This window comes from Brevundimonas sp. (genome assembly GCF_046295775.1).
Lineage (GTDB): Bacteria > Pseudomonadota > Alphaproteobacteria > Caulobacterales > Caulobacteraceae > Brevundimonas.
Genome location: NZ_JBKBML010000006.1, coordinates 114,369 through 140,061 on the forward strand (window position 1 = coordinate 114,369; position 25,693 = coordinate 140,061).

Annotated in this window: 20 protein-coding genes; 9 read left to right on the top strand and 11 right to left on the bottom strand. The window is 67.8% G+C overall.

What is annotated here, in order from left to right:
* Nucleotides 1–7 precede the first annotated feature (7 nt).
* Nucleotides 8–2,071: an OPT family oligopeptide transporter gene (locus ACK4I0_RS06020; protein ID WP_409608976.1), complete on the bottom strand. Its 2,064-nt coding sequence runs from the start codon at nucleotides 2,069–2,071 to the stop codon at nucleotides 8–10.
* A gap of 64 nt (nucleotides 2,072–2,135) precedes the next feature.
* On the bottom strand, nucleotides 2,136–3,044 hold the full coding sequence (locus ACK4I0_RS06025; protein WP_409608978.1) for an alpha/beta fold hydrolase: 909 nt from the start codon (nucleotides 3,042–3,044) through the stop codon (nucleotides 2,136–2,138).
* A gap of 98 nt (nucleotides 3,045–3,142) precedes the next feature.
* Here ACK4I0_RS06025 and ACK4I0_RS06030 point away from each other — a divergent pair, with 98 nt between their 5' ends.
* A complete protein-coding gene (locus tag ACK4I0_RS06030; RefSeq protein ID WP_409608980.1) occupies nucleotides 3,143–3,631 on the top strand; it encodes a hypothetical protein in 489 nt (162 codons plus the stop codon).
* Between the two features lie 2 nt (nucleotides 3,632–3,633).
* Here ACK4I0_RS06030 and ACK4I0_RS06035 read toward each other — a convergent pair whose 3' ends face one another.
* The 3 genes from ACK4I0_RS06035 to ACK4I0_RS06045 form a co-directional block, all read right to left on the bottom strand.
* Complete coding sequence (locus ACK4I0_RS06035) at nucleotides 3,634–4,677, bottom strand: serine hydrolase domain-containing protein (RefSeq protein WP_409608982.1); 1,044 nt, start codon at nucleotides 4,675–4,677, stop codon at nucleotides 3,634–3,636.
* A 36-nt stretch (nucleotides 4,678–4,713) separates the two neighbouring features.
* Entirely contained in the window at nucleotides 4,714–7,140 is a 2,427-nt protein-coding gene (gyrB, locus tag ACK4I0_RS06040) for a DNA topoisomerase (ATP-hydrolyzing) subunit B (RefSeq protein WP_409608984.1), read from the bottom strand.
* A gap of 141 nt (nucleotides 7,141–7,281) precedes the next feature.
* Nucleotides 7,282–8,982, bottom strand: coding sequence for a phosphatidylglycerol lysyltransferase domain-containing protein (locus ACK4I0_RS06045; protein WP_409608986.1), 1,701 nt, complete (start codon nucleotides 8,980–8,982; stop codon nucleotides 7,282–7,284).
* A gap of 150 nt (nucleotides 8,983–9,132) precedes the next feature.
* On the opposite strand from ACK4I0_RS06045, the gene ACK4I0_RS06050 reads away from it, so the two are divergent.
* Both ACK4I0_RS06050 and ACK4I0_RS06055 read left to right on the top strand, forming a co-directional pair.
* Nucleotides 9,133–9,606, top strand: a complete 474-nt coding sequence (locus ACK4I0_RS06050; protein WP_409608988.1) for a superoxide dismutase — start codon at nucleotides 9,133–9,135, stop codon at nucleotides 9,604–9,606.
* A 64-nt stretch (nucleotides 9,607–9,670) separates the two neighbouring features.
* Nucleotides 9,671–10,246, top strand: coding sequence for a hypothetical protein (locus ACK4I0_RS06055; RefSeq protein ID WP_409608990.1), 576 nt, complete (start codon nucleotides 9,671–9,673; stop codon nucleotides 10,244–10,246).
* A gap of 71 nt (nucleotides 10,247–10,317) precedes the next feature.
* Here ACK4I0_RS06055 and ACK4I0_RS06060 read toward each other — a convergent pair whose 3' ends face one another.
* Nucleotides 10,318–10,560 (bottom strand): GlsB/YeaQ/YmgE family stress response membrane protein, encoded by a 243-nt coding sequence (locus ACK4I0_RS06060; protein ID WP_409608992.1) that lies wholly within the window; start codon nucleotides 10,558–10,560, stop codon nucleotides 10,318–10,320.
* A gap of 151 nt (nucleotides 10,561–10,711) precedes the next feature.
* On the opposite strand from ACK4I0_RS06060, the gene ACK4I0_RS06065 reads away from it, so the two are divergent.
* Nucleotides 10,712–11,092 carry a helix-turn-helix domain-containing protein gene (locus ACK4I0_RS06065; RefSeq protein WP_409608994.1) on the top strand — a complete coding sequence of 127 codons (381 nt, stop codon included), beginning with the start codon at nucleotides 10,712–10,714 and terminating at the stop codon, nucleotides 11,090–11,092.
* A gap of 48 nt (nucleotides 11,093–11,140) precedes the next feature.
* Nucleotides 11,141–11,926, top strand: coding sequence for a histidinol-phosphatase (gene hisN / locus ACK4I0_RS06070; RefSeq protein WP_409608996.1), 786 nt, complete (start codon nucleotides 11,141–11,143; stop codon nucleotides 11,924–11,926).
* Here hisN and ACK4I0_RS06075 read toward each other — a convergent pair.
* Nucleotides 11,923–14,664, bottom strand: a complete 2,742-nt coding sequence (locus ACK4I0_RS06075; protein ID WP_409608998.1) for a glycosyltransferase — start codon at nucleotides 14,662–14,664, stop codon at nucleotides 11,923–11,925. The two genes, hisN and ACK4I0_RS06075, sit on opposite strands and share 4 nt — an antisense overlap.
* A gap of 242 nt (nucleotides 14,665–14,906) precedes the next feature.
* On the opposite strand from ACK4I0_RS06075, the gene ACK4I0_RS06080 reads away from it, so the two are divergent.
* The 4 genes from ACK4I0_RS06080 to ACK4I0_RS06095 all read left to right on the top strand — a co-directional run bounded on the left by ACK4I0_RS06080 (nucleotide 14,907) and on the right by ACK4I0_RS06095 (nucleotide 19,381).
* A complete protein-coding gene (locus tag ACK4I0_RS06080; RefSeq protein ID WP_409609000.1) occupies nucleotides 14,907–17,081 on the top strand; it encodes a glycosyltransferase in 2,175 nt (724 codons plus the stop codon).
* Between the two features lie 67 nt (nucleotides 17,082–17,148).
* Nucleotides 17,149–17,619, top strand: a complete 471-nt coding sequence (locus ACK4I0_RS06085; RefSeq protein ID WP_409609002.1) for a hypothetical protein — start codon at nucleotides 17,149–17,151, stop codon at nucleotides 17,617–17,619.
* Complete coding sequence (locus ACK4I0_RS06090) at nucleotides 17,616–18,422, top strand: phosphatase PAP2 family protein (RefSeq protein ID WP_409609004.1); 807 nt, start codon at nucleotides 17,616–17,618, stop codon at nucleotides 18,420–18,422. The genes ACK4I0_RS06085 and ACK4I0_RS06090 overlap by 4 nt, the downstream gene beginning before the upstream one ends.
* Complete coding sequence (locus ACK4I0_RS06095; RefSeq protein ID WP_409609006.1) at nucleotides 18,419–19,381, top strand: right-handed parallel beta-helix repeat-containing protein; 963 nt, start codon at nucleotides 18,419–18,421, stop codon at nucleotides 19,379–19,381. The genes ACK4I0_RS06090 and ACK4I0_RS06095 overlap by 4 nt, the downstream gene beginning before the upstream one ends.
* Here the strand turns inward: ACK4I0_RS06095 and aguB are convergent.
* The 4 genes from aguB to ACK4I0_RS06115 all read right to left on the bottom strand — a co-directional run bounded on the left by aguB (nucleotide 19,368) and on the right by ACK4I0_RS06115 (nucleotide 25,299).
* Complete coding sequence (aguB, locus tag ACK4I0_RS06100) at nucleotides 19,368–20,240, bottom strand: N-carbamoylputrescine amidase (RefSeq protein ID WP_409609008.1); 873 nt, start codon at nucleotides 20,238–20,240, stop codon at nucleotides 19,368–19,370. The genes ACK4I0_RS06095 and aguB overlap by 14 nt on opposite strands.
* Entirely contained in the window at nucleotides 20,240–21,241 is a 1,002-nt protein-coding gene (locus ACK4I0_RS06105; RefSeq protein ID WP_409609010.1) for an agmatine deiminase family protein, read from the bottom strand. Before ACK4I0_RS06105 ends, aguB begins: the two co-directional genes overlap by 1 nt.
* Nucleotides 21,242–21,376: 135 nt before the next feature.
* Nucleotides 21,377–23,890 carry a TonB-dependent receptor gene (locus tag ACK4I0_RS06110; protein WP_409609012.1) on the bottom strand — a complete coding sequence of 838 codons (2,514 nt, stop codon included), beginning with the start codon at nucleotides 23,888–23,890 and terminating at the stop codon, nucleotides 21,377–21,379.
* A 161-nt stretch (nucleotides 23,891–24,051) separates the two neighbouring features.
* Nucleotides 24,052–25,299, bottom strand: coding sequence for a capsular biosynthesis protein (locus ACK4I0_RS06115; RefSeq protein ID WP_409609014.1), 1,248 nt, complete (start codon nucleotides 25,297–25,299; stop codon nucleotides 24,052–24,054).
* Nucleotides 25,300–25,693: the final 394 nt, after the last annotated feature.

Below are 25,693 nucleotides of genomic sequence, written 5' to 3' on the forward strand. Positions count from 1 at the left end.
GTCTCGACTAGACCTTGGCCGACCGGCTGCGGACCCAGGCGTAGAGGGCGAAAGCCAGGCCGAAGAAGGCGACGACACCGGCCACGCCCGCCGGCCAGGCCGACCCCTCGGGCAGCATGGCGAACGGTGCGTCGTCGCGCGTGGCGACGATGACGCCGGCGGTCAGCACGCCGAACAGGCTCTCGCCCACGATCAGGCCAGACGCCAGCAGCACGCCCATGCGGCGGCCCACGTCGGCGAAGCTCGTACCCTTGATCGTGCGCTCGTACAGCCAGCCCGCGACCGCGCCGATCACCAGCATGGTCGTCACCGCCGCCGGCAGATAGAAGCCGATGCCCACGGCCAGCGGCGGCAGCTTCATCCGGCCCTTGGTGGCCGCCGACATGACGATGTCCAGGATGATGATGACCACGCCGATCGCCGCGCCCAGGCCGATCAGATCCCAGCGCAGGTCGCCGCCGATGACGCCGCGCGCCAGGGCCGAGATCAGCGTCGCCTGAGGCGCCGCCAGGGTCTGGGTGCCTTCTACGATGGCGGGCGGGCCGCCCTCGAAGCCGAAGGCCTGGTTCAGCAGGTTCAGGATGAAGGGAATGACCAGAGCGCCCGCGGCCACGCCGACGATCAGCGCCGTCTGCTGACGCCAAGGCGTGGCCTCGACCAGTTGGCCGGTCTTGAGGTCTTGCAGGTTGTCGTTGGCGATGATGGCCACGGCGAACACCACCGAGGTCACGATCAGGGCGAAGGCGATGATCGAGGGATCGGCCGGAACGCCCGCCACCGCCATCAACCCCACCATCAGCAGCGAGGCGATGATGACCGCCAGGATGCCGACGCCCGAAACCGGGCTGTTGGACGAGCCGATCAACCCGGCCATGTAGCCGCAGATCGCCGCCACCGCGAAGCCGACCAGAACCACGTAAACGAGGCCGCCGGCGGTCAGCAGCACGGTCGATCCCGCCAGGGCCGGCGCGCTCTGGGCGAACCAGGACAGCAGGCCGCCGATGCCGATCAGGCAGACCAGCGACACGCCGCCCACGATGTTGATGGGAATGTCCTGCTCGGTGCGGTCCAGCACCTCGCCGTGGCTGCGCTTGGACTGGGCCGCCAGGGCCGAGGTCAGGCCTCCGACCAGGGGCGCGGCTAGCTTGATCAGGGTCCAGATCGCCGCCACGCCGATGACGCCCGCGCCCATGAAGCGGACCTCGTTGCGCCAGACGGTGGTGGCCAGCTCCTCGGCCCCCGTGCCGGCCGGAAGGGTCGCCGCGATGGACGGCAGGCCCTGGGCCGTCAGCCAGGCGACCACGTCGGGCGAGGTCAGGATCGGCACGATGACGAACCAGGCGGCCAGGAGCCCGAACAACTGGGCCAGGCCGACCGCCAGGCCGATCAGGTGGCCGGCGCCCAGTAGGGCGAACTGCAGGCCGAAGCCCAGCCCGGTCGCGCCGCCGCCTAGCGCGGCCGGCAGGGAGACGAACCGCGCCGCCTCGCCTGCGAACACCCGCCCGGCGGTCAGCAGCGCATAGCCGGCCGAGGCGACGGCGCCGGCCACCACGACCCACAGGCCCGCCTTGTTCTCATTGACCGCCTGGGTGGTCTGTTCGGCGCCGCGCGACCCGACCTTCAACACCTCGGCGGCGGCCCGACCTTCCGGATAGGGCAGCGGACTGTTGACGACTAGGGCGCGGCGCAGCGGGATCGAGAAGGTGACGCCCAGCACCCCGCCCAGGATGCAGATCAGGACCGACTGCCAGAAAGGAAACTCCATCCACCAGCCGATCATGACCAGGCCGGGCAGGACGAAGATAATGGCGCTCATGGAGCCGCCGACCGAGGCCACGGTCTGGACGGTCATGTTCTCCCAGATGGTCGAGGTGCGGAACGCCCGCAGCAAAGCCATGGAGATGACCGCCGCCGGAATGGCCGAGGCGAAGGTCAGCCCGACCAGCAGGCCCAGATAGGTGTTGGCGGCGGTGAAGACGACGGCGAGCACGCACCCCAGCACCAGGGCGCGCAAGGTCAGTTCAAGACGTCGAACCCGAGGTGCAGGCGTGTCGGCGGCGGCGTTGGTCATCGTCGTGGGGCTCCTGTCCCGGTGCGACGAAGTGACGCTGAATCTGCGGCGCCGTCCAGAGGCTTCAGCCGTCCGTAAGGAAACGCTCCACCGCAGCCATGAAGCGGCGCGGCTGGTCGATCATGACCATGTGCTCGGCGCCCTCGATCCGCTCGAACCGCGCGGGGGCTCGCAATGATCGGTAGCCGGAACGGAACAGGTCATCGATCCGTGCGCGCGGGTTCCGATCGTCGGCGCTCCAGCCGTAAACGACGGTGACGGGCACCGTGATGTCGGGCAGGCGAGAGCGCAGGTCCGTGGTCATGACCTCATACAACGTCTGGGCGAGAACGCGCCTGTCGCCGCCCTGCCAGCCCAGCGTCCCGAACACCGCCTCGGCCGCGCCGCCCAGGTCGGCGCCCATCCTCTGCCCCTGCAGTCTCAGGGCGTCGTCGCCCAGGAACATGACGGCCTGATAGGCGATGCGCGCGATGGGATCGACGTCGCCGACCGTGGCGCCTGGGCTGATCAACGACGGAAAGAAGGGCGAGGCATCCACCACCATCACCCGGCCCACGCCGTCACGCGCGTCGGCGGCGACCCTCAGCGCGACCTGACCGCCCATGGAATGACCAATGAGAGCCGGACGGCTCAAACGCTGCTCGGCGATGAAGCGCCGGATCTCGGCCGCCACCGGCGCGATCACCACACCTTGGGCGTTGGCGGCCGGCGGGGCGTCGCCGAAACCGCGCACCGTCACCAGATGCACCCGCCGACCGGGCAGCGCCTCGGCGGTGCGGCGCCATACGTCTGCTGTGGAGGCCAGGCCCGGGATCATTATGACGTCCGGCCCGCTGCCGCGGCTCTCGACGACGATCCGATCCGACTGAAACGCCTGAAGCGACGCGGGGGGCGAAGTCTGTACGGCATGAGCGACGGCGGGGGCCGCCGTGATGACAGCCAGGACAAGGATGAGGATCAGGCGCTGAAGCATGGGAGATCAATGAACCGCCATTTCGGCCTTTGGTTGACCAGCATCTTGAAATTCGACGCGCGGCGCGGTGATTGTAAGGAGATCTTGGGGAGGTCCGCATGTTCAGAACGCTTGCTGTAGTCGCCGCTTTCGCCCTCGTCGCCGGCGCGGCCCAGGCTCAGGAGGAGGTCTTCGACGCTCCCGCCGGGGCTGCGCCTCAGGCTTCCGGTCAGCCCGAATGGCAGGTGCTGTCGCGCAGCCAGCGCATGGCCTATCTGTTCGATCCTTCCACCATCCAGATGCGCAACGGCGTCACCGAGGTCCAGATGGCCCGCGCGCCCCTGGCCCCCGCTTCGGACGAGCCCGCCTGGACGCTGGAGACCTATGAATTCCGCTGCTCGGCCAGCGAATACCGCACGACGCGCATCACCGAGTTCGGCCCCGACGGATCACCTGGGGCGCCGCCCGAGACGCTCGACGAAGCCTTCGAGGCGGTTGCAGCGAACGGTCTCTCGGGGTTCCTCAAGGCCGTGGCCTGCGACGGCGAGCGGGCCAATCCGCCCTACTACCCCACTCTCCAGGCCTGGATCGCCGGCGGGCGCAAATAGCCTCAGCCGGCCCCGCGCACGGCGGCCGGCGCCAGCAGCCGATCATGCAGGTCGTGCAGCCGTGCGACATGGTCGTCCCGTTCCGCGACCGGGCTGGGGTCCGACGTGATGACCGTGGTCAGCCGCAGGTCTGGCGTGACGAACACCATCTGACCGCCATAGCCCCAGGCGTATGCGGTCTGACGCCCCTCCGACGTCTTGAGCCACCAGCCATAGCCGTGCGGCGCACCCGTGAAACGCGATCGGCCTCGCCCGTTCCAGGATGCCTCTACCCAGCCCTCAGGCAGGATGCGGACGCCGTCATGGACACCATCGTTTCGGTAGAGCTCCCCAATCTTGAGCAGACCGCGCGGGCTCATCCGCATCTCGTTGCCGCCGAAGTAGATTCCTTGCGGATCGGCGGGCCATGACGGCACGGTGATCCCCAGCGGCTCGCCCAGCCAGTCACGCATCAAAGCCAGGGTCGATCGCCCTGACGCTCGCGTCAGGAGAGCCGACGTGAGGTGCGACGTGCCGGTGGAATAGATCAGCCGCCCGCCCGGCTCGGCCTCGAACGGCCGCGCGAGCGCCGCCCGCACCCAGTCCCGGCTAGACACCCAGGCGCCGTAGTTGGAGCCCGACGTCGATCCCAAACCGGCCTGCATGGACAACAGATGCCCTACGGTGATGGCGTTCAAGCGCGGATCCGGATTCGCGGGGAAGCGGTCAGACAGATAGTCGGCGATGGGCTGGTCCACGCCTTCGACGATCCCGCGACCGATGGCGATGCCGGCCAGGGCCGCCAGCACCGACTTGGAGGCCGACTTTATATTCGCGGGCTGGTCCAGCCCCGGGCCGCGCCAGACGCGCTCGAACAGAACCTCGCCGTCGCGGGCCGCGATCAGGCTGTGCAGACGCGGCAGGGTGGAAGCCGTCGCTTCGGCCTGACCTAGCAGATCTGCGTCCAGGCCCCGCGTCGGCTCGGGTTGAACGATCTGGCTCGCCTCACTGCAGCCGGGTGCGGCCGCGAGCGCGAGCGAGGAGACAAGGAACCGGCGTCTGAGCATGGGGGCTCAACCCCGCACGGACGCTGAGGGTTGCGTCTAGACGTCCACCTCGGCGTCCAGGGCGTTTTCCTGGATGAACTCGCGGCGGGGCTCCACCACGTCGCCCATCAGCTTGGCGAACAGGTCGTCGGCGTCATCGGCGTGGTTGACCTTTACCTGCAGCAGGGTGCGGGCGTCGGCGTCCAGCGTCGTCTCCCACAGCTGTTCGGGGTTCATCTCGCCCAGACCCTTGTAGCGCTGGATGGCGACGCCCTTCTTGCCAGCCTCGAGCACGGCGTTCAGCAGGTCCAGCGGACCGCGGATGGTCGTGGACTTGTCCTTGCGGCGATAGACGGCCGGCTTGTCGAACAGGCCGTGGAAGGCGGCGGCGCGCTCGGCCAGGCGCCGGGCGTCCAGCGAACGAAGCAGCGCCTCTTCCAGGACGATCGATTCCGACACCGCGCGGCGCACGCGGTTGAAGACCACCGCACCCTGCGCGCCCGGCTCGCCGGACCACGGACCGTCGCCCTCTTCGGCGTACAGGTTCAGGCGCTCGGCCGACAGGGCCGGATCGGTGTGGTCCTCGTTGAACAGACCCGCCAGGGCGGCCTGTTCGATGGCGAAGGCCGGCGCGCGCTGGCTGAGGCGGTCGACCGAGGCCTTGAACGCCTTGGCCTCGCGGACCAGCGCCTGCAGGTCCATGCCCGTGCGGCGTTCGCCGCTGGCCAGGTCCAGCTCCGCCTCGGACGAGCCTTCCTCGATCAGATAGGCGTCCATCTCGGACTGATCCTTGAGGTAGCGGCCCTGCTTGCCCTTGGACACTTTGTAGAGCGGCGGCTGGGCGATGTAGACGTGGCCGCGCTCGATCAGCTCGGGCATCTGACGATAGAAGAAGGTCAGCAGCAGGGTCCGGATGTGGGCGCCGTCGACGTCGGCATCGGCCATCAGGATGATCTTGTGATAGCGCAGCTTGTCGGCGTTGAAGTCGTCGCGGCCGATGCCGGTGCCCAGTGCCAGGATCAGGGTGCCGATCAGGTCCGACGACAGCATCCGGTCAAAGCGCGCCCGCTCGACGTTCAGTATCTTGCCGCGCAGGGGCAGGACGGCCTGGTTTTCGCGGTTGCGCGCCTGTTTGGCCGAGCCGCCGGCGGAATCGCCCTCGACGATGAACAGTTCGGACTTGGCGGGATCGCGTTCCTGGCAATCGGCCAGCTTGCCGGGCAGGCTGGAGATTTCCAGCGCCGACTTGCGCCGGGTCAGTTCGCGGGCCTTGCGCGCGGCCTCGCGGGCGGCCGCGGCCTCGACGATCTTGGAGACGATCTGCTTAGCCTCAACGGGGTGTTCCTCGAACCACTGAGACAGGCCCTCGGTGCACAGCCCTTCGACGGCGGGGCGCACTTCGGACGAGACCAGCTTGTCCTTGGTCTGGGAGCTGAACTTGGGGTCCGGCACCTTGACCGACAGCACGCAGGTCAGGCCCTCGCGGGCGTCCTCGCCGGTGACGGAGACCTTGTCCTTCTTGGCGGCGCCGGCCTTCTCGATATAACCGCTCATGACGCGCGTCAGACTGGCGCGGAAGGCCGACAGGTGGGTGCCTCCATCCCGCTGGGGGATGTTGTTGGTGAAGCACAGCATGGTCTCGTGGTAGCTGTCGTTCCACCACAGAGCGAGATCGACCTCGATCCCTTCCTTCTTGCCGCGAATGACGATGACGTCCTTCAGGATCGGCGACTTGGACTTGTCCAGGTGGCGCACGAAGGCCTCAACCCCGCCCTCATAGTGCAGAATCTCTTCGAACGGCTCGGCCCCGCGGTGGTCCGCCAGCTTGATGACCACGCCCGAGTTCAGGAAGGCCAACTCGCGCAGGCGGTGCTCCAGAGTCTTCAGGTCGAAGTCGATGTGGCTGAAGGTTGTGACCGACGGATAGAAGGTGACCTCGGTGCCCGTCAGCGGCTGCCCGGCCTTGGGACCTTCGCTGCGCATGGGCGCGTCGCCGGTGACTTCCAGCGACTTGACGGTATCGCCACGTTCGAAGCGCATCTGGTGCGCCTTGCCGTTGCGGTAGATCTTCAACTCAAGCCAGTCGGACAGGGCGTTGACGACGGACACGCCCACGCCGTGCAGACCGCCCGAGACCTTGTAGGAGTTCTGGTCGAACTTACCGCCCGCGTGCAGCTGGGTCATGATGACCTCGGCGGCCGAGACGCCTTCGCCCTCGTGAATGTCGGTCGGGATGCCGCGGCCGTTGTCGGTCACGGTCACCGAACCGTCGGCGTTCAGGATGACCTGGACCAGGTCGGCGTGGCCGGCCAGGGCCTCGTCGATGGCGTTGTCCACCACCTCATAGACCATGTGGTGCAGGCCCGAGCCGTCGTCGGTGTCGCCGATATACATGCCGGGCCGTTTGCGCACGGCGTCCAGGCCTTTGAGAACCTTGATGGAATCGGCGCCGTATTCGGGCTGGTCTGCAATCGGATCGGTCATGAAAGCGTCGGCTCTGGGTCCGGGTGACGGACGGGAGAATCAGCGCCGCGGCGGGCGCTCGAATCGATGAGGAACGCGGCCCTCTCGACACCTGCCCGATATAGGAAATCCGGCGACGAAAAGCGAGGGAAACCGGGCCTTTCAGCCGCCCCGGCGGCGGCGGCGCAGACCCAGCAGTCCGGCCCAGCCGCCGCTACTCAGAAGCGCCACGTCCAGAAGCGCCAGCGGCAGCGGCGTCGCCGCCGGCGCCGCGATGAAGCGAGAGCGCCAGACCGGGAAGAATTTCGACTTGTAGGCCCGCAAGCCCTGGAAGCCGTAAAGCGCCCCGCCCTCCTCGAACACCAGGGCGCCGACGCGGGCGAACACCGGGGCCAGCCGTCGGTCCTCAAGGCCCGAAAGCGGCGCCATGCCCAGATCGAACCGGGCGAAGCCCTGCGCGCCCGCCCACTGGATCGAGCGGATGAACAGATAGTCCATCACGCCCGGCGTGGCGTCGGGCCGATGGCGCATCAGGTCGATGGCGACCTCGCCCGGCGCGCCCTGGGCAGCCGATCCGGGCAGCAGATTGGCGAAGGCGATCAGCGGTCGGCGCCCGGCCTCGTCGATCGCCCCCCACACCACCGCCAGCGGCGTGCGGTCCAGATAGTCCAGGTCGAAGCGGCCCAGTGAGAAGGCTTTCTCCTCGCCCGCGTGCTCGTCCAGCCAGGCGTCGGACACCAAGCGCAGCGGCTCGGCCAGGGCGCGGGCCGAGCCCGGCGGCAGCATCTCGAAAGACGCGCCCTCGCGCTCGGCCCGGTTGATCGCCGTGCGCAGGTTCTGACGCGGCTTGCCCTCGAGGGTGAAGGCCGCGATCTCGACCACGGCGGTTTCCCCGACCTTGCGCACCGCCAGGCCCATGGTCGCCAGATCGCCCAGCAAACCCTCGCCCACCGAATAGAAGACCGCCGCGCCGCCGTAGCTGTCGGCCATTTCGGCGAAGGCCCACAGAAGATCGCGCCGCTCGGACGCCAGGCCGGCCGGCTCGCCCATGGCGATCCAGCGCCGGCCGCGCACGCGATAGGCGATGAAGCTGCGGCCTGACGGGCTGAACAGCAGGGCCTTGTCGCCCAGCATGGCCAGCCAGCCCTCGGGCGCGGCCTCGTCGGCCTGGGCTAGAGCCTCGCGCGCCCGTTCGACCTCGGCGGGCGAGGCCGGTCCATGCTGGCCCGCGCCGGGCGCCGTCAGCAGCGACCGCGCCGCCACCACCAGGGTCAGGATGGCCAGCACTGCCCCGGCCCTCAGGAAGCCCGAAGCCTGTCGGTCAGTCAGGAAGGTCCACCACAGCTCGTCGGTGTACGCCGTGTCGCGATAGGCGAAGAAACCCAGCCAGATCATCGCCCCCACCGCCGCCATCAGCAGCAGGAGCCAGCCGGGCCTGAGCGGTTCGCCCAGCCGCGAGCGGCGGTTAAATGCGCCCTTGAACGGGATCAGCAGCACGGCGATGGCCGTCAGCTGCGCCGCCTCCTCCCAGTCCAGGCCCTTCAGCAGCGAAAAGACCGCGCCGCCCCCTAGAACGAGCAGGGCCGCCCAATAGGCGCCGCGCCGACGACGCCACAGGCCCGCCGACACGAACAGAAGCAGGAAGCCCGCGATGCTGGCGGCGAAGTGCGACAGGTCGATCATCAACGGATGGGCGACGCGGTCGAGCACCCGCAGCCGCTCTCCGAACGCCGGCGTCACGGCCGAAACAAGCATCACCGCCCCGGCCGTGAAGGCCGCCACGGCGAAGATCTGCGGCGTCAGTTCATAGACGAGGGCGGCGAACCGGGTGGCCAGCCGCCGGGGTTGCGCGTCGCGCTTCATAGGTTCGTGATTCCAACCATTGCCCCATCATAGACCGTGAATCGGCCGATTGGGGCGCACCGGGGGTCATTTCTGGGCGCCCGAAACAATCGGCAATCACGCGTGTTCACCTTTCTGCGAGCGTCGGGCTCGCCCTTTTGGAGAGAGTTCATGATCCGCAAGACCGCCTTGATGGCCGGCGTCGCCGGCGCCCTGATGTTCGCCGCCCCTGCCATCGCCCAGGAAGCCCCGCAGGACGCCCCGGTTGCTCCGCCCGCAGCGGAGGCGGCTCAACCGCAAAGCCTGACGCTGACGCCGGGCGCGTCGGTTAAGTCCGAGGACGGCTCGGTCCTCGGCACGCTGGAAGGCGCCCGCAACGCGCCGGACGGAAGTCAGGAGCTGACGGTTCGCGGCTCTGACGGCCAGGTGCGCGCTGTCGCGCTCGCCGGTCTGCGCCAGGACGGCGCCGATGTGGTGGTCGCCCAGACCTCGGCCGACTTCAACGCCTCGCCGGCGATCGAAGCCGACGCCGCGCCCGCTCCGTCCACCCAGCCGCCGGCCGTGCCCGAGCCGGTCGATCCGATGACCCCGCCGGACACCACGGCGCCGGAGCCTTCGGAGCCGATGGACGATCCGACGGCCTGATCAACCCATTACTGATGAAGGGGAGCGACCGCGTTGCTCCCCTTTTTCCTTGCTCCAATGCGCGGTGACCCGACCGCTGCACAACAGCCCCCCCGCACAGCTCAATATGGAGATCGCCATGCGCCATTTATTTCTATTCGCCGTCGCCGCCGTATCGGCCGCGACCCTCGCCCTGCCTGCCACCGCTCAGGTGGCTGGCGGCCTCACCGGCAATGTCGGCGGCCAGATCGGGCTGAGCCGGCCTGATGCGACACCTTTGACCGGACAGGTCGGCCAGACCATCCGCGACGCGGGGGGAATGACCCGCGATACCGTTCGAGGCGCCGCCTCTGCCGCTGGCGAAATCCGCCCGCAAGCGGACGTCCGCACATCGATCCACGGCGGGGCGCAAGCGGAGTCTGACGGCGCTCAAGCCGAACTGGATGTCTCCATCGGCGCCATGGTCCACGCTTCCGATGGCGCCATGCTGGGCACGGTGCAGTCGACCACTCGGGACACGGCGGGGCGCGTTCAGGGCTTCGTCGTCCGCACCCCCGACGGCGTCGTGCGCAGCGTGCCGGCCACGGGCGCCCGGATCGAGGGCGATGCGGTCGTCACGGGCTGGTCTCAAGCTCAGTTCGACCAGGCTCCCGCGAACTGACATCGACAGCCAAAGAGAAAGGGCGGTCCCGCGAGGGACCGCCCTTTTTGTCGTCCGGCTGAAAACGTCGATCAGGCGCGACGCTTGATCAGGCCCAGCAGGAACAGCAGGATCACGGCGCCGATGGTGGCGACGATGGTCGAACCGATCCAACCGCCCCAGGTGAAGCCCAGCGCGTTGGCGATGAAACCGCCGATGAGAGCGCCGACGACGCCCACGACCAGGTTGGTGAGCAGGCCGTGGTTGCGGCCCATGATCTGTTCGGCGAGCCAGCCCGCCACGATGCCGATGATGATCCAGGCGATAATGCCCATGTCGAAGTCCCTTCCATGAAATCCAAGCTCGGCGGTGAAATGCGCCACGCAGGATACGGTTGCGGCGCCCGCGAAATCAGCGTGTGGCGCAAGCCTTGCGGCGATTTCGCCGGACCGTTCCATTCCGGGACGGGCGAAGGATCCGCGCCCGATGAGCACCGATATCGACCTTCATCTCGGCCGCCGGCTGCGTCGTCGCCGTCGCCTGCTGGGCCTGACCCAGCAGCAGTTGGGCGTGCAGGTCGGCATCCGGTTCCAGCAGATTCAGAAGTACGAATGCGGCGCCAACCGCATCTCGGCCGCTCGCCTGTGGCAACTGGCCGAGGCGCTGGAGACGCCCGTCAACTATTTCTACGAAGGGCTGGCCGAGGCCATTGAGCGCAAGGAGGCCGCCGGCTCGAACGGCGGAGAGATGTTTTCCCGCAAGGAGACGCTCGATCTGATCCAGGCCTATTATCAGCTTGAGGAAAGCCCCCGCCGCCGTCTGCTAGACCTGGCCAAGTCGCTGAACGGGCCCGGCGAAGCGGCCTGAGGACAACACGCGGGTGACGTCGCGCCGTCGCCGGGGTAAGCCCCACGCATGACCGAACTTGAAGCCTTCGCCGTCGAACTCGCCCATGAGGCGGGTCGCGTCGCCCTGCCCTTCTTCCGCGGCGAGTTCGCCTCAGAGAACAAGGACGTCGATGGCGGCTTCGACCCTGTCACGGAAGCAGACCGCGCCGCCGAGGCGGCCATCCGCCGCCTGATCTCCGCCCGCTATCCCGAGCACGGCGTCGTCGGCGAAGAGTATGGCGAGGATCGGCCCGACGCCGAGCACGTCTGGGTCCTGGACCCCATCGACGGCACCCGCGCCTTCATCGCCGGCCTGCCGCTGTGGACGACGTTGATCGCGCTCAACCATGCGGGCCGCCCCGAGATCGGGATTATCGCCCAGCCCTATCTGCGGGAAGTCTTCCTGGGCGGCCCGTCCGGCGCTCGCCTGATACGGCCGGACGGCGAGACGCCGCTGAAGACCCGCCCGTGCGCGCGCCTGACCGACGCCGTCATCTCCACCACCGATCCCGACATCTTCAACGGCGCCGAACTGGGCGCCTGGCGTCAGGTGCGCGCCGCCGCCCGCCTCGCCCGTCTGGGCTGCGACGCCTATGCCTACGCCATGGTGGCGGCGGGCCGCATGGATCTGGTGGCCGAGACCAGCCTGAAGCCCTGGGACTGGTCCGCCCTGGTCCCGGTCATCGAGGCGGCGGGGGGCAAGGTCACCGACTGGCTGGGCCGTCCGCCCGGCGACGACGGCCGTGTCCTGGCTGTCGGCGACGCACGCCTGGTCGATCAGGCGCTGATCACGCTTAAGCGGGCCGTCGTCTAGGCTGGAGCGCCCATCGGGAAGGCCGCCTGCAGCATGCGTCTTCGATCCACGGCGGCGTCATAGATGGCCAGATATCGAGCGGCCATGGCCGCCGTGCCGCCGATACGACCCGTGGTTTTCTGCCAGCGCAAGACGGCGTCTTGCTTGCTCTGCATGTCCATCGGGTTCTCCCCGAGCGCGATAATGCGATGAAGCATGGATGGCATGTCGGCGTGATCCAGGACCCAGCCGCCGCCGCTCTGCTCTACCCGGCCCGCGACGGTGGGAAAGTTCAGCACCACGACCGGCAGCCCGACCGCCCACAACTCGGTCAGCGTATGGCACCAGGTCTCGTCGCAGATCGACAACACGGCCCCGATATGCGGTCGTATCGCTCGAGCGCGCTCGGGGAACTGCTCGCGCTTGTAGGGGCCGTGCAGGATTACGCCCGCGCCAGGGCTCAGGGATGGAGCATTGCCCAGAACATGGAACTCCAGACCGCGTTCCACATCGAGCGCCTGCAGGGCCCGAATAATCCCCGCGCCCTTCGCCTCGCTGATATTGCCCGGAATCAGGATGCGCAGCGGCTCCCCCTCCCGCCTCGGCGCGGCGAGCGAACTGAAGCGTCCGAAATCACGGCCGTGAGGGGCCACGTTGAAGCGGTCGGCGCTGAGCCCCGGCAGGTGACGCAGAATGCGATCCTGCACGCCCTGGGTGGTGACCACAAAGGCGTCGCAGTCGGCCAGCGCCCGTTCGTAGTCTGCTCGCCAAGTGCTCACCCAGCCGTTGCGAAGCCTGGGGAAGCTATCGGCCGGCCAAAGCTCGGGCGCGCAGTCGGCAGCACCCTGCGTGCATGTCCCACCGCAAAAAGCGCCGTCGGCGTCCACCAGATGCAACGAGGGACACAGGGCGTGGAAGTCGTGGAACGACATGACCGTCGCGGCGCCCGCCTGCCGGGCCAAGACCGGCAAGGTCCGCGAATGCCAACCCAAATGGCGGATATGCACGGCGTCGAAGCTATGGAATCTCAGCCATGAACCGACGAAACGATCATAGTCATGCGAAACGCCCGTGACCGGATCGACGCGCTCGTTCAGCAGTCGTCGCTCGACGAGGATCATCTTTCCGCCCGCAAGGCGTGATAGCGACACGGTGCGGCTGTCGCATTCCAGAAGCCATGGCTCCCAGTCGTTGCGCACGGCGTCCATCAGGTCGCGGTTGGTCTTGGGCGTACCGCCGGTCTGGGTCGAAATCACGAAGAGGGCGCGCGGACGCGGGCGTGCGCGCTGGACGTCCATCAGGGCCAGCCGCGCCCTGTACCGAGCCATCCGCAGAGCCTCGCCATCCTCGAAGGTTCGTATCAACGTCGAATATTCGGGATGACGTCGAGCCAGGACGGCGGCGCCGGCCTGCGCAAGCGTCTCGCGCTCGGCGCCGAAGCTGCGCGAGCGGGCATGGAATACATAGGTCCTGTCATCGACGACATGACGCCAGCCAGCCTTGAGCGCACGCATGCACAGGTCGTTTTCCTCGCCGTAGCCGCGCGGGAACGCCTGTTCGTCCAGGCCGCCAATCTCGTCCAGCATCGCGCGCCGGATGAACATGCAGAAGCCGTTGCCGGTGGGCACGCTGGGATAGGCCCCTTCGGCGCGCCGCCTGAACGCCAAGGCGAAGTCGGCTTCGGAGACCCCGTCAGGCAGCGGATTGTCCTTGCCGATCTCGGGTGCGGAGAAGGCGCCGGCGCGGTCCGACATCGGTGTCACCGTGCCGATGCGCGGATCGCTGGCGGCGGCCAGCCGCAGGCCATCCAGCCAGCCCGGCGTGACGCGGGCATCCGAGTTCAGGATGACCACGTCATCGTGGCCCGCCCATGCAAGTCCCCGATTGATGGTTCGGGTGAAGCCTTGGTTCGACACGTTCCGCTCGACGAACACGTTCCGCCGCCTAGCGACTTCGGCCAGAATGTCGCCCACCGCCGGATCGGTGCTGGCGTCGTCGATGAACAGCAGCCGTGCGGCGCCCGTGGTGTGCTGCGTCAGATGCTCAATACAGGCGGCCAGGTCCTGCGCCGCGTTGAACACCGGCACGATGATCGTCAGCCGGCGTGGATCGGGCTCCGGCGCAGGCTCACGCGCCGGGCGCGGCCCTGATCGCTCGAACCGAACCGTCGTGCCCTCGGCCCCCGCCGTTTTGACCGTCAGTTCATGCCTCTCATTGCGCAACAGCCGCCGGTCGAACGTCAGCGCAAACCGCCCACCGTGCGCCGCGTCGGCGCGGGCGCGAGCGTAGAGGGTCCCGTCAATCAGAACCTCGAGCGTCAAATCTGCGCCGGGTTGGCTGCGGCTCGCCGCTCGCCCGCGGACCTCTCGGTTGGAGGCCTTCTCGATGTGGATCTCGCAGTCTTCGACCGCCGAGGACACCGGCGTGGGCGCCAGGCCGGCGAGCTCGCGCTCCGCCTCTTCCCGAAGATCGGGGTGGTCCACAAGGCCCTTGAAGGCTGCGCCGGCCTCTTCGATCCGGCCAAGCTGCTTGAGCAGATGGGCGCGGTGCAGCACGGCGTCGGACGGATCGGCCAGGACCAGGGCAGCACGGCCATAGGCTTCCACGGCTTCATCGCCGCGGCCGGCCTCCTTCAGGGCGTGACCATACTGGACGACGATCTCGGGCGAGGCCTGGGGGCCGGACGCCGCCTTCTCATAAAGAGCCGCCGCCGCAGTCCAATCGCCTGCGTCGCGCGCGCGATCCGCCTGCCTCAGCAAGGATGGCGAACGTGCCTTCGCGCGTGACGGAGACCGGCCTCGCAATAGCGATTTGAAGCCGCGAAGGGCCTTTTCTCTCGTCAATGGCGGAATCGTCCCGTCGAACCGGCTCGCGCAGGTATCGCATCAATCCTTTTTGGGGAAGGAAAAGGCTTCAGTAAGGCGTTGGCCAAATGCGGCGGACAGCCTAATCGATTGTGCTTGCGTCGCCTTCCATCAGGGACGCGCCCACGAGGTCACGAATGAAGCTGCCCAAGCCCATAGCCGGCCTGAAGCGAGCCTTGTTTGATCGACGCGTGCGTCGAACGCCGCCCGATCCACGTCGGGAAGCGCTGCGTGAAACCCGCGTCAGGGCCGAGAACGCCCGCGACGCCGGCGACTGGGCGCAGGCCGCGCACTTCTACGCGCTTACGCTCAAGGACGACGAATCGGACGTGTCGAACCGCGTCCAGTACGCCCATGCGCTCAAGGAGTGCGGCCGCCTCAGCGAGGCTGAGGCCGTCTATCTTCAGGCTGTCGCGCTGCGACGCGATTTCCCAGAGACCTATCTGCATCTGGGTCACGTTCTCAAGCTGCAGGGGCGGGATGAAGACGCCAAGGACGCTTACGCCGACGCGCTGAAATGGAACCCTGATTTCCGCGCCGCACGGGACGAGCTCGTGGCCATGGGCGCACGAGGTCGTTTGCCTCACCATGCTTTCGGCCGTGACGCCGTCACCGAACGGCTGGGCGAGTTGTCGGTCTTGCTGAAACAGGTCCGCGAGACGGAGCAAGAATTGGCTAGGGTCAGCGTCTTTCCCGTCCAGGCCTGGGACGCCTTTCGCCAGTCGCATCCGCTCGTCGGGCCGCCGCCGGCGGCCAGCCCGCCTCCCACCTTTCAGGTGTTGATCGAGGGCCGTTCGGCCCCGCCGTCGGCCGTGCGCGCGACGCTGAATGCGCTGCTGGACCAATCGGTCGTCGACTGGACAGCGGTCGTGCTGGCTGACGCCACCGTCGCGGCTCATCCCGTCGCCAGCTTGGCTATACGTGACGGTCGCGTCAGCTTCTCGCCTGCGCTTGAAGATCAGGCCGCTGAGCGCGCGACAGTTCTGATCAGCGCGGGGACGGTGCTGGAAACACAGGCCCTGGCATGGCTGGGATATGCTCTCGCAGAAACCGGACGCGCGGCCGTTTACGCCGACCACGACCACCACACTCGTCATTGGCGCACTGGCGTCATGCGCCTCGACCCTGTCCTCCAGTCCGCGCCTGACCGGGACGACCTTGAAACGGTCCCTGTTCCGCCCGCCGTCGTGGCCCTGGCTGCCAACATCGCTGCTCCCGAACGCATCGACAACGAGGGCCGTCGTGGGGCTCTTTTGGCGGCGTTGTCGAATGGCGGGGCGGCCCACCTGCCGCGTGTCATAGCCAGCGATTGGATCGACGAGCCGGCCTCCGACCTTCCCGGCGAGAGCACCGCGCCGTGGCAAAAAAGCGCTCCGGCGTCGATTGGCGGGCGTATCCTCGTCGTCGTGCCGACCCGTGACGAACCGGGGCTGCTGAGAAGCTGCGTCGAAAGCCTGAAGCGATACGCCGCTGCGCCCGATCTGATCGACATCCTGATCCTGGACAACCGCAGCCGCGACCCGGAAACCGCTGCGGTTCTGGCCGCGCTCCAGGAGGCAGGACTGGCGCGTTCGTGCTCCATGGACGAGCCGTTCAACTGGTCGCGCTTCAACAACCTAGGCGTGGTGGGCGACGACGCGCCGATCCTCGTCTTCGCCAACAATGACATCGAGGCAATGACTACCGGCTGGGACGACAGGCTGAGGGTCGATCTGGCCCGACAGGAAGTCGGCGTCGTCGGCGTTCGCCTGCTGTATCCCGACGGGACGCTCCAACACGCCGGCGTGGCCCTCGGCGGCGTTGAAGGCCGGCCTGTTCACGAAGGCCTGCACAGCGCCCCGGGCGAAGGCGGCCCGCTGGGGCGATGGCTGCGACGGCGCTCGGTTTCCTCCGTCACCGGAGCCTTCATGGCCATGCGGCGGGAGGTTTTCGAGCAACTCGGCGGCTTCGACGAGGCGCTGGCCATCGGCTACAACGACACCGATCTTTGCTTCAAGGCGCGCGCGGCGGGCCTGCGCATCCTCTACGATCCCGAGATCGCCCTGACGCACCATGAGTCTCGAACGCGCGGCCTGAACCAGCGCGGCGAAAGGGTGCGCTGGGACGATTCCGAACTGACCGACTTCCACGCCCGCTGGCGCAAGGCGCAGTTCGTGGACATGTCGCGAAATCCGCAATGGGTGGCGGCTCAGTCGCGCGTCTTCGACGGTTATCGCGACCTCGGTCCACGCGAGACGACGGAATGGCTGCACCGCAGCGCCAGACCCGACCCCTGGCGGATCATGCCTGAGGACCAAGTGGCGGATGATTGACGGGTTTCGCCTTGTCGCGGTCAAAAGCGTGCGCGAAAGTGTGGGAAATAACAGCAGGAAACGTCGAATGACACGTCTCGGGACGGCGATCGCCGCCATCGGCCTCATGACCTTGGCCGCCTGCGACGGCGGCGCGGCTGGCCAAACCGAGGCTGCGCCGCCTGATGTGGACGCGCAAATCTCGTCGGCTGCCGCGGCGGCCGCTTCAGGCCAGGACGCTGCGGCTGCGACCGCCGCGCCGGCCTACGCGTCGATCTATCCCGGCGCCGAGGTCGAGCAGCCTGCCGTAAGCGCCGCGGGCGCGGATGGGCCAGGCGGCATGGTGACCTTCGCCACCGACGCCGACCCCGAAGCAGTCGTCGCCTTCTATCGCGACCAGGCGGAACAAGGCGGCCTTTCGTCCCTGACGGCGCTCAGCCAGGGTGAGACGCGCGCCTACAGTGCGGCCGGCGATGACGGCGCGGCCGTGCAGGTCGTCGCCGCTCCCGACGGAGAAGGCCGAACGTCCGTTCAGCTGACTTGGAGCGCGGGTCGGTGAAGCCGAGCGTCAGCCTTGGCCTGGGCTGCTTCCTGCTGCTCGGCGCCTGCGCTGGAACGCCCGCCGCCGTGACATCCACGCCCGGAACCGTGCGCGACGAGGGCTATCTGACCCCGGATGACCTCAGCCGCCTGGCCCCGACCATCCCGCCTCCGCCAGCCGTGGGATCGACGGTCGATCTGGCGGATCGCGCCGCATCCCAGGCGTTCGCGCCTCTACAGGGGGGCGACCGCTGGCTGCTGGCCACCGCCCACGCCGAGATCCGACCGCCAGTCGCCTTGCAGCATTTCGACTGCGCTTTGAGCGCGCGGCTGGCCGCGCAGGCGACGCCCGCGCTGGACCGCATGATGGCCCGGCTGTTCCATGACGCCGATCATGTGGCCGAGGCGGTCAAGGCGCGCGCCATGCGCCCGCGCCCCGTGGCGGACGAGCCCGACCGCCAAGCCTGCCAGCGCGTGACCGATGCCGGCCGGGCCAGCCCCTCCTACCCCTCCGGCACGTCCGCCGTGGCGACGGCCTATGCGGAAGGCTTCGCCGCCCTGGCGCCAGATCGCGCCATCGCTGTGCGCGACATCGGACACGAAATAGGGGTCAGCCGCCTGATCTGCGCCATGCACTATCCCTCTGACGTCGCGGCGGGCGAGGCTTTAGGCCGCGCTGTCTTCCAGGCTGCCTCGACCACCCCGGCCTTCGCCGCCGATCTTGAAGCTGCGCGCAACGAGTTGGGGATGGTGCGCGCCACGGGTCTGACCAACGCCGGCTGCGCGGCCGAGGCGCGGACCCTGGCCCTGCCGCTGCCGTGATCGGCGTCCTTCTGGCCGGGCTGCTGGCGACGCAGAGCCTGCCCGCATCGCGACCCTGCACCGAGGCCGAAATGGTCGCCCTGACAGCAGAGGCGGCCACGCCCTATGTCCTGCGCTGCCAGGCCCGCCTGTCGGGTCGCGCTGTCCTGCGCCCGGTCCTGATCCAGGGCGCCGAGGCGTCGGGCGCGGCGATCGACTGCGGCGGTGGATCGATCGGCCGGCCGGGCCAGGCGGTGACCACGCGTTCGCCCACCGTCGCCATCTGGTCGCGTGATCTGGGCGGCGAACGCTTCACTCGTCCGCGTGGCGTCGCCCTGACCGACTGCACCGTCCACGGCGCGGTGCGCATCTGGGGCATGGGGGCGGGCGAGAGCATGGTCAGCCTGCACGCCACCTCGCGACGGCCCGACCACACCGCGCGCGCCCAGGCCGCCGCGCCAACCGACATCACCCTGAGCCGCGTCACCTTCGCCGGAACCGGCTCCATTCCGCTGTATGTCGGGCCGGGCGTCACGCGCGTGACGGTCAGCGACAGCCGCTTCACCGGCCGGTCGGTCTCCACCGCCGTCTATCTGGACGCTGAGAGCGCCGACAACACCATCCGCGACAGCAGCTTCGACCTGCGCACCGGCCGTGAGGTCATCGCGGTCGACGGCTCGGCCCGCAACCGGATCATGGAGAACCGCATCGCCCTGAACCGGATGGGCGGGGTCTTCCTGTATCGCAACTGCGGCGAGGACGGCGTGATCCGGCATCAGACCCCGTCGGACAACCGCATCACCGGCAACACCTTCAGCCGCGCCGCCTGGCTGGTTCCGCGCGCCGTGGTGGTCGGATCGCGCGAGGGCGGCCGGCGCTATTGCGGCGACGACGCCGGCTGGCCCCTCGGCTCCAGCGCCGACGACGGCGACAACGCTGCGGGCAACGTCGTCGCCGGCAACACCGTCAGCCGACGGTGATCGGATCGGGCCTCAACGCGCCGTAAAGGTCGGTCCGGCGGTCGCGGAAGAAGCCCCAGGCCGCACGGTGGCGGTCTAGGAAGTCCAGGTCGAAGGTGTGGGTCAGCACCCCTTCCTCCCGATCCAGGGTCTCGACCAAGTCGCCGCGGTGATCGGCGATGAAGGAGTGTCCGTAGAACGTCTGGCCCGCCTCGGTGACCTGTTCATGACCGATGCGGTTGGCGCCGACGACGGGCACGACATTGGACACCGCATGGCCCTGCATGGCGCGCCGCCAGGGCGCAGCCGTGTCCAGGCTGTCGTCGTGCGGTTCGGTGCCGATGGCGGTCGGATACATCAGCACCTCGGCGCCCATCAGCATCATGGCGCGCGCGGTTTCGGGGTACCACTGGTCCCAGCAGATGCCGACGCCGACCTTGCCGAAGCGCGTGTTCCAGACCCGGAAGCCCGTGTCGCCCGGCCGGAAATAGTATTTCTCCTGATAGCCGGGGCCGTCGGGAATGTGGCTCTTGCGATAGACGCCCAGCGCCTCGCCGTCCGCGTCCAGCATGACCAGCGAGTTGTAATACTGCGGCCCGGCCCGCTCGAAGATCGACACCGGAATGGCCACGCCCAGTTCCTTGGCGACGGGCGCCAACTGCGTCACGCACGGATGCTCGCGCCATTCATAGGCGTGGGCGAACCACTTCTCTTCCTGGCTGACGCAGAAATACGGCCCCTGAAACAGTTCGGACGGCAGGATCACCTGCGCGCCCTTGGCCGCCGCTTGGCGGATCAGGTCGATGGCCTTGTCGATATTGGCCTGGAGGTTCTCGCCATACGAGGTCTGCAGCGCGGCGACGGAGATCGTGCGGGCCATCAGGCGGGCTCCTGCTGAGAGATGCAGTGGAACGAGCCGCCGCCGGAAAGGATCGCCAGCGACGGCAGGGCGATGATCTCGCGATCGGGGAACACGGTCGCGAGGGCCTCGCAGGCGAAGCGGGCGGCGGTCTCGTCGCCGTAGGTCGGCACGATCACCGCGCCGTTGGCGATCAGGAAGTTCATGTGGCTGGCGGGCACAGGGCGCTCGTCCTCGTCGCCGACAAAGCCCGGCGACGGGACGCGCAGCACCTTGATCGGTGCGCCGTTGGCGTCGGTCATGGCGGCCAGGTCGCGGGCGACGGCGTCATAGACTTCGTCGTTCGGATCATTGCGGCCCCACGCCACCGGGCAGGCGACGACGCCGGGCGCCACGAAGCGCGCCAGATTGTCGACGTGGCCGTCTGTGTGATCGTTCAGCAGACCGTCGCCCAGCCACAGCACCTTGGCCGCACCCAGGGCATCGGCCAGCGCCGCTTCGGCTTTTTCCTCGGTCCAGCCCGCGTTGCGGTTGGGGTTCAGCAGGCACTGGCGCGTGGTCAGGATGGTCCCAGCGCCGTCATGGTCCAGCGCCCCGCCCTCCAGGATGAAGTCGTGGCGCGTCGGCGAAACGCCGGCGTGGTCGCCGATCTGCGCCGCGACAGTGTCGTCATGCTCAAGCTCGTACTTGCCACCCCAGCCGTTGAAGCGGAAAGCCTGGGCCTCGCGCGAGCCCTCGCCGAAGATCGGCCCGGTGTCGCGCAGCCAGATGTCGCCGAACCGACCCGGAACGACCTCGACGCCGTCCACGCCGGCGAACCGCGCCTGGGCGTCGGCCAGGGCGTCGTCGTTGCCTACCATCAGCCGCACCTGTTCGCGGCCGGGACCGGCGAGCGCGCGCACCAGCGCCTCGACCTCGGCCTGGGCCGGTTCGAGATTGTCCTCCCACAGCTCCGCATGGCTGGGCCAGCCGACCCACATGGCGCGGTGCGGAGCCCATTCGGCGGGGACGGGACGGGTCATGGCGCGCACTCCTGGCGGCGGACGGCGGAACGACGCCAGATAGAGGCCCCGGCCCCGCCATTCAACCAAACGCGCAAAGAGAAAGGGCGGCCCGTCGCCGGACCGCCCTTTCCTGTCTCAAAGCTGATCCGTGGATCAGAAGGCGTAGCGCAGGGTCGCCATGGCGGTGCGCGGAGCGCCGACGCCCGCGAACAGACGGCTGTAGCCCAGTTGGCCGGGGGTGGCCGACGAACGGGTGCCGAGGTTCGAGTAGTACTGCTCGTCGAACAGGTTGGTGACGTTGACCTGCAGATAGGTGCCTTCGAAGCCGAACGGCGCGAAGTCGAAGCGGGCGTCAATGTCCACGACGGTGTAGGCGTCGACCTTCAGGTCGTTGACGTCAGTGACCCAGCGCTCGCCGGTGTACTTGCCCTGGATGCCGGCGGTGAACACGTCGTTGAACTGGTAAGACGCGCGCAGCGAGTACATCTGCTCAGGCGTTTCGACCTGCTTCTTGCCCTTGGTCGGCAGGCGGGCGCCGGCCGCGTTGAACACGTAGTCGTCCTGCAGTTCGCTATCCAGGAACGAAGCCGTGCCGTACAGGCTCAGCGCCTCGATCGGCGACCAGCCGGCCGACAGTTCGATGCCCTTGGATTCCACCGAACCCACGTTGCGGTCGACGAACTGAGCCAGGTCTTCGTCGAAGGTGCTGACGATGCGGTTGTCGAAGGTGTTGAAGAAGCCCGACACCTGCGCGATCAGCGTGCCCGAGGTGTAGCGATAGCCGAAGTCGATGTTGGTCGAGGTTTCCGGCTGGACGGTCGGATTGCCGATCGAACCGTCAGCGAAGCGAGTGACCGCGTAGAGGCTGTCCGTACGCGGAGCGGACAGCGATTCCGAGTAGCTGGCGTAGACCGACTGACCACCGCCGAAGCGGTAGGTCGCGCCGACGTTCGGCAGGATGTCGTCGAACTTCACTTCGCGCTGGTATGGCGCGATGTACTGCGGCGTGCGGCCGGCGAAGGTGACGTTGCCGTTGGCCAGGGTCGCGTTCGGCACTTCCGAGGTGCACAGCACGTTGGAAGAGGCGTTCTGCGTGTAGCAGTATTGGTTCAGTTCACGCTCGAAGAAGGGCGCGCGGGCGCCGATGTTCAGGGTCAGCGCATCGTTCAGGAAGCGGCCGATGTACTCAACCGAGAACTGGTTCAGCTGGGCGATCGACTTGCGGTCGCGCGACTGGAGCGCGTAGCCGTCCAGGTTGACGACGCGGTTGCTCTCGTCATTGCGGCCGCCGAAGACGTCCACGAAGCGCGGCGCGGTCGGGTCCGAGAAGTCCACAAAGCCATAGTGGCCGTTCTGGCGGTGACGCCCCCAATCGAACGCATAGGCGGCGCGCAGACGGTGGCTGGCGTTCAAATCCCAGATCAGCGAGCTGTTCAGGCCATAGCGGTGCGTGTTGGTGTTGGACGGCGTCATGACGCGAACACGGTCCAGCACGTCGCCGTCACCGTTCAGATCCACGCCCTGAGTGGCCGGACGAGAAGTGCGCAGCAGCAGATCGTTCTCGTTCAGGAGAAGTTGTTGAGTGCCGCCGTTGGCCAGGGTGTATTGGAACGACGGATCGACCGTCAGGATCAGGCCCTCGGCCAAGGTGAAGCGCGAGTTGCCGCGGATGTTGCCGGTGTTGGACGGGTTGATGCGCAGGCCGAAATAGTTAGTGCCGTTCAAGTCGTCGTCGCGAACGCCGGGGCGCACGGTAGGGGCGGTGTAGGTGCGGTCGAAGTCCACGCCCCAACCGAACGGGCTGGTCTCAACGTCGCTGACGCAGACCTGAGTCTGGGCCACGTCGCAGAAGCCCGTGGCCGTGCCCAGGTTCGGGCCGTTGTAGTTGTTGTTGCGGTTCTCGTTGTAGTGACCCGACAGGGCCACGAAGTCGCCGTTGTCGCCCAGCGGCTGATAGATGCGGGCGTTGTACTGGGTCTTCTCGAGCTCGCCGAGCCCCTTGAACTTGTCGTAGTTGGTGTACGAGGCGGCGAACCAGGCCGAGGTGCCCCAGGGACCGACGGCGCCGGTGTCCAGCAGGGCCATCACGCGACGATAGTTGAAGTCGCCCAGCGAACCCTGGATCCAGCCGCCGAACTCCTGAGCCGGGCGACGGGTCACATAGTTGATGGTGCCGCCGGTGGCCGAGGCGGTCGGGCTGTCGACGTCGGTCGAGCCGGTGTTGACCGAGGCGCGCTCGATCAGTTCCGGGTCCAGCTGTTGGTTGGTGTAGGTGGCGTAGTTGCCGGTGTCGTTCAGCGGAATGCCGTCGAAGGTCAGCGACACGCGGTTGCCGTCGAAGCCGCGCAGGCGGATGTTGCCGCCCGACGAACCGTAGGGGTCGGCGTTGGTGAAGCTGAGGCCCGGCGTCAGGTTCAGGGTCTGCAGAATGGTCTGACCGGCGGTCTGGGTCGCGATGAACTCCTGGCCGACAGTGTTGCGGGTCTTGGCGACCGTCTCGGCGGTGGCCAGGCCGTCGATGGTGCGCTGGCCGCGCACGCCCGTGACGGTGACCTGTTCGACTTCGGTCGCTTCCGTGCCAGTCGATTGGGCCGAGGCGGCGCCGGCGGCCATCATGCTGCCCACGAGGGCGGTGGTGGCCCAGATCAGGCGGTTGCGGTTGCTCATTCTCTATCCCCGAGATGTGTGGCGGCGACCGGACGAATGAGTCGACCAGCCGAAATCGCGCCCGATCTAGGCCCGATGTCCGACGCGTCCGCGACAGTCATGTGACACTGATATGACAGAGCCGGGGGGTGGCCGATGGGACACACCAGGCGACGAGGCGCTCAACCCGAAGCGACGCCTGGGTTGATCTCGAAGAAGTCCGCAAGGCGGCGGGCCGTCGGCCGCACCGTGCGCGGTTCGTGATAGTTTCCGTTGATCTGGCAGCGGTTGATCACATGGGCGCGGAACCGCGTGAACAACTCCACGTCCGGCCCCTGCGGCGCCGACCAGAAATCGTCCAGCGGCTGCTGATCGGTCAGACCGTCGAAGTCGAAGAAAGCCTCGCCCAGAACCTTGACCGGCGAATGGAAACCCAGCGCAGACAGGGCCGCGGACGAATTGTTCACCACCATCCCGCGCGACGCACGGCACAGCTGGGCCAGATTGCCTCCGTCGATGAAATCGACCCGCCCCGCGAGGCCGCGTTCGACCGCGAGGCAGCGCGTCATGTGACGCAGATCCACCAGGCCAGGGTCCAGCGGGTGATTCTTGACCACCAGCCGCGCCTCCGGCGGCGCGTGGCGGGCGAAGCTGGACATCACCTCGGCCAGGAAAGCGGTGTTGTCCGCAAAGTGCGAATACCGCAGCAGCTGGGCGTCGCCCTCACGCTGCAGGCAGGCCAGGAAGAACGGCCCCTTGGCCGTGATCGCGTCCACCTCGCAAGCGGACTTCGACTGAAACGCAAGGCTCACATAGCGCCGCACATGGCCGAAAAACTGCAGCCACGGCGATTGCGTGTAGGGGTAGCTGTATTTGGGAAACAACAACCGGCCCGGCAGCTGACACGCGTGATACAGGCTGATGTTGATGACGTGGTGAGGCAGAATGCGTCCCACTGGACGAATGACCAGCGTCTCTGGCGCCGGCGCCGCATAGCCCGACCTGTGGCGCGGCAGCTGACTTGAGGCGTTGACGCCGTTGCGCTCGACCGTCACCCAATCGGGACGGAAGTAGCCGTTTTCCAGAACCCACACCTGGGCGGACAGGGCCTCGGCCTGGGTCAGCACGGCCTGATTGTAAGGCCCGCCTTCGCCAAAGACGATGATATCGGTGAAGTCGCCGGCCAGAGCCTGAAACCGTTTGGGCCAATGCTCGACGCTGTCGGTGAATTTGATGCCGTTGGGACGACGCCAATAAATCATGTCCCCGGCGTTGAACATCATTCGGGAAACGACCGCGCCGCGCTCACTCAGAACGTCCGCCAGGATTCGCCCGAAGCGGCCAAACGGGGCGGTTACAATCAGGAAGCGGCGATCCGCGAGGCTGTTGACCGCATCACCGTGCGGCCGTTGGGGCAGACGCGACTGCACCCTGGCAGGAGCCTCGGCGAGACGCTCAGCCTGCCGACTTGAGGATTCATCCAACACGCTGGCCACGCGACTATCCCCGGCCGTCGGCCGCAACCGAGGGTGCGCAGCCGATTATGATTTGGCGAAGCATCGTCATCCGCTCCTTGTCGCCCCCCGGGCGGTCAGGATCAATCGGAAATATCAAAGAGAAAATCCGCCGCCCCGAAAGCGGACGACGGATTCCCTGTGTCTAGACCAAGCAACCGGCCGGGCTGAAGGCCCGGCCGGTCCACCAACTTAGAAGTTGATGTTGATGGTGGCGCGACGGTTGAGGGGTTCGCGCACGCCATCGGCGGTCGGACGGGCCAGTTGGGTTTCACCACGGCCGTCCAGCGAGATCACGCCGCCGTTGACG

Coding starts and splice junctions, on each gene's coding strand:
- ACK4I0_RS06065 (WP_409608994.1), top strand. CDS start 10,712: ATGAGCACCGATATCGACCTTCATCTCGGCCGCCGGCTGCGTCGTCGC.
- ACK4I0_RS06020 (WP_409608976.1), bottom strand. CDS start 2,071: ATGACCAACGCCGCCGCCGACACGCCTGCACCTCGGGTTCGACGTCTT.
- ACK4I0_RS06045 (WP_409608986.1), bottom strand. CDS start 8,982: ATGAAGCGCGACGCGCAACCCCGGCGGCTGGCCACCCGGTTCGCCGCC.
- ACK4I0_RS06030 (WP_409608980.1), top strand. CDS start 3,143: ATGTTCAGAACGCTTGCTGTAGTCGCCGCTTTCGCCCTCGTCGCCGGC.
- hisN (WP_409608996.1), top strand. CDS start 11,141: ATGACCGAACTTGAAGCCTTCGCCGTCGAACTCGCCCATGAGGCGGGT.
- ACK4I0_RS06085 (WP_409609002.1), top strand. CDS start 17,149: ATGACACGTCTCGGGACGGCGATCGCCGCCATCGGCCTCATGACCTTG.
- ACK4I0_RS06035 (WP_409608982.1), bottom strand. CDS start 4,677: ATGCTCAGACGCCGGTTCCTTGTCTCCTCGCTCGCGCTCGCGGCCGCA.
- ACK4I0_RS06105 (WP_409609010.1), bottom strand. CDS start 21,241: ATGACCCGTCCCGTCCCCGCCGAATGGGCTCCGCACCGCGCCATGTGG.
- ACK4I0_RS06050 (WP_409608988.1), top strand. CDS start 9,133: ATGATCCGCAAGACCGCCTTGATGGCCGGCGTCGCCGGCGCCCTGATG.
- ACK4I0_RS06080 (WP_409609000.1), top strand. CDS start 14,907: ATGAAGCTGCCCAAGCCCATAGCCGGCCTGAAGCGAGCCTTGTTTGAT.
- ACK4I0_RS06110 (WP_409609012.1), bottom strand. CDS start 23,890: ATGAGCAACCGCAACCGCCTGATCTGGGCCACCACCGCCCTCGTGGGC.
- ACK4I0_RS06060 (WP_409608992.1), bottom strand. CDS start 10,560: ATGGGCATTATCGCCTGGATCATCATCGGCATCGTGGCGGGCTGGCTC.
- aguB (WP_409609008.1), bottom strand. CDS start 20,240: ATGGCCCGCACGATCTCCGTCGCCGCGCTGCAGACCTCGTATGGCGAG.
- gyrB (WP_409608984.1), bottom strand. CDS start 7,140: ATGACCGATCCGATTGCAGACCAGCCCGAATACGGCGCCGATTCCATC.
- ACK4I0_RS06025 (WP_409608978.1), bottom strand. CDS start 3,044: ATGCTTCAGCGCCTGATCCTCATCCTTGTCCTGGCTGTCATCACGGCG.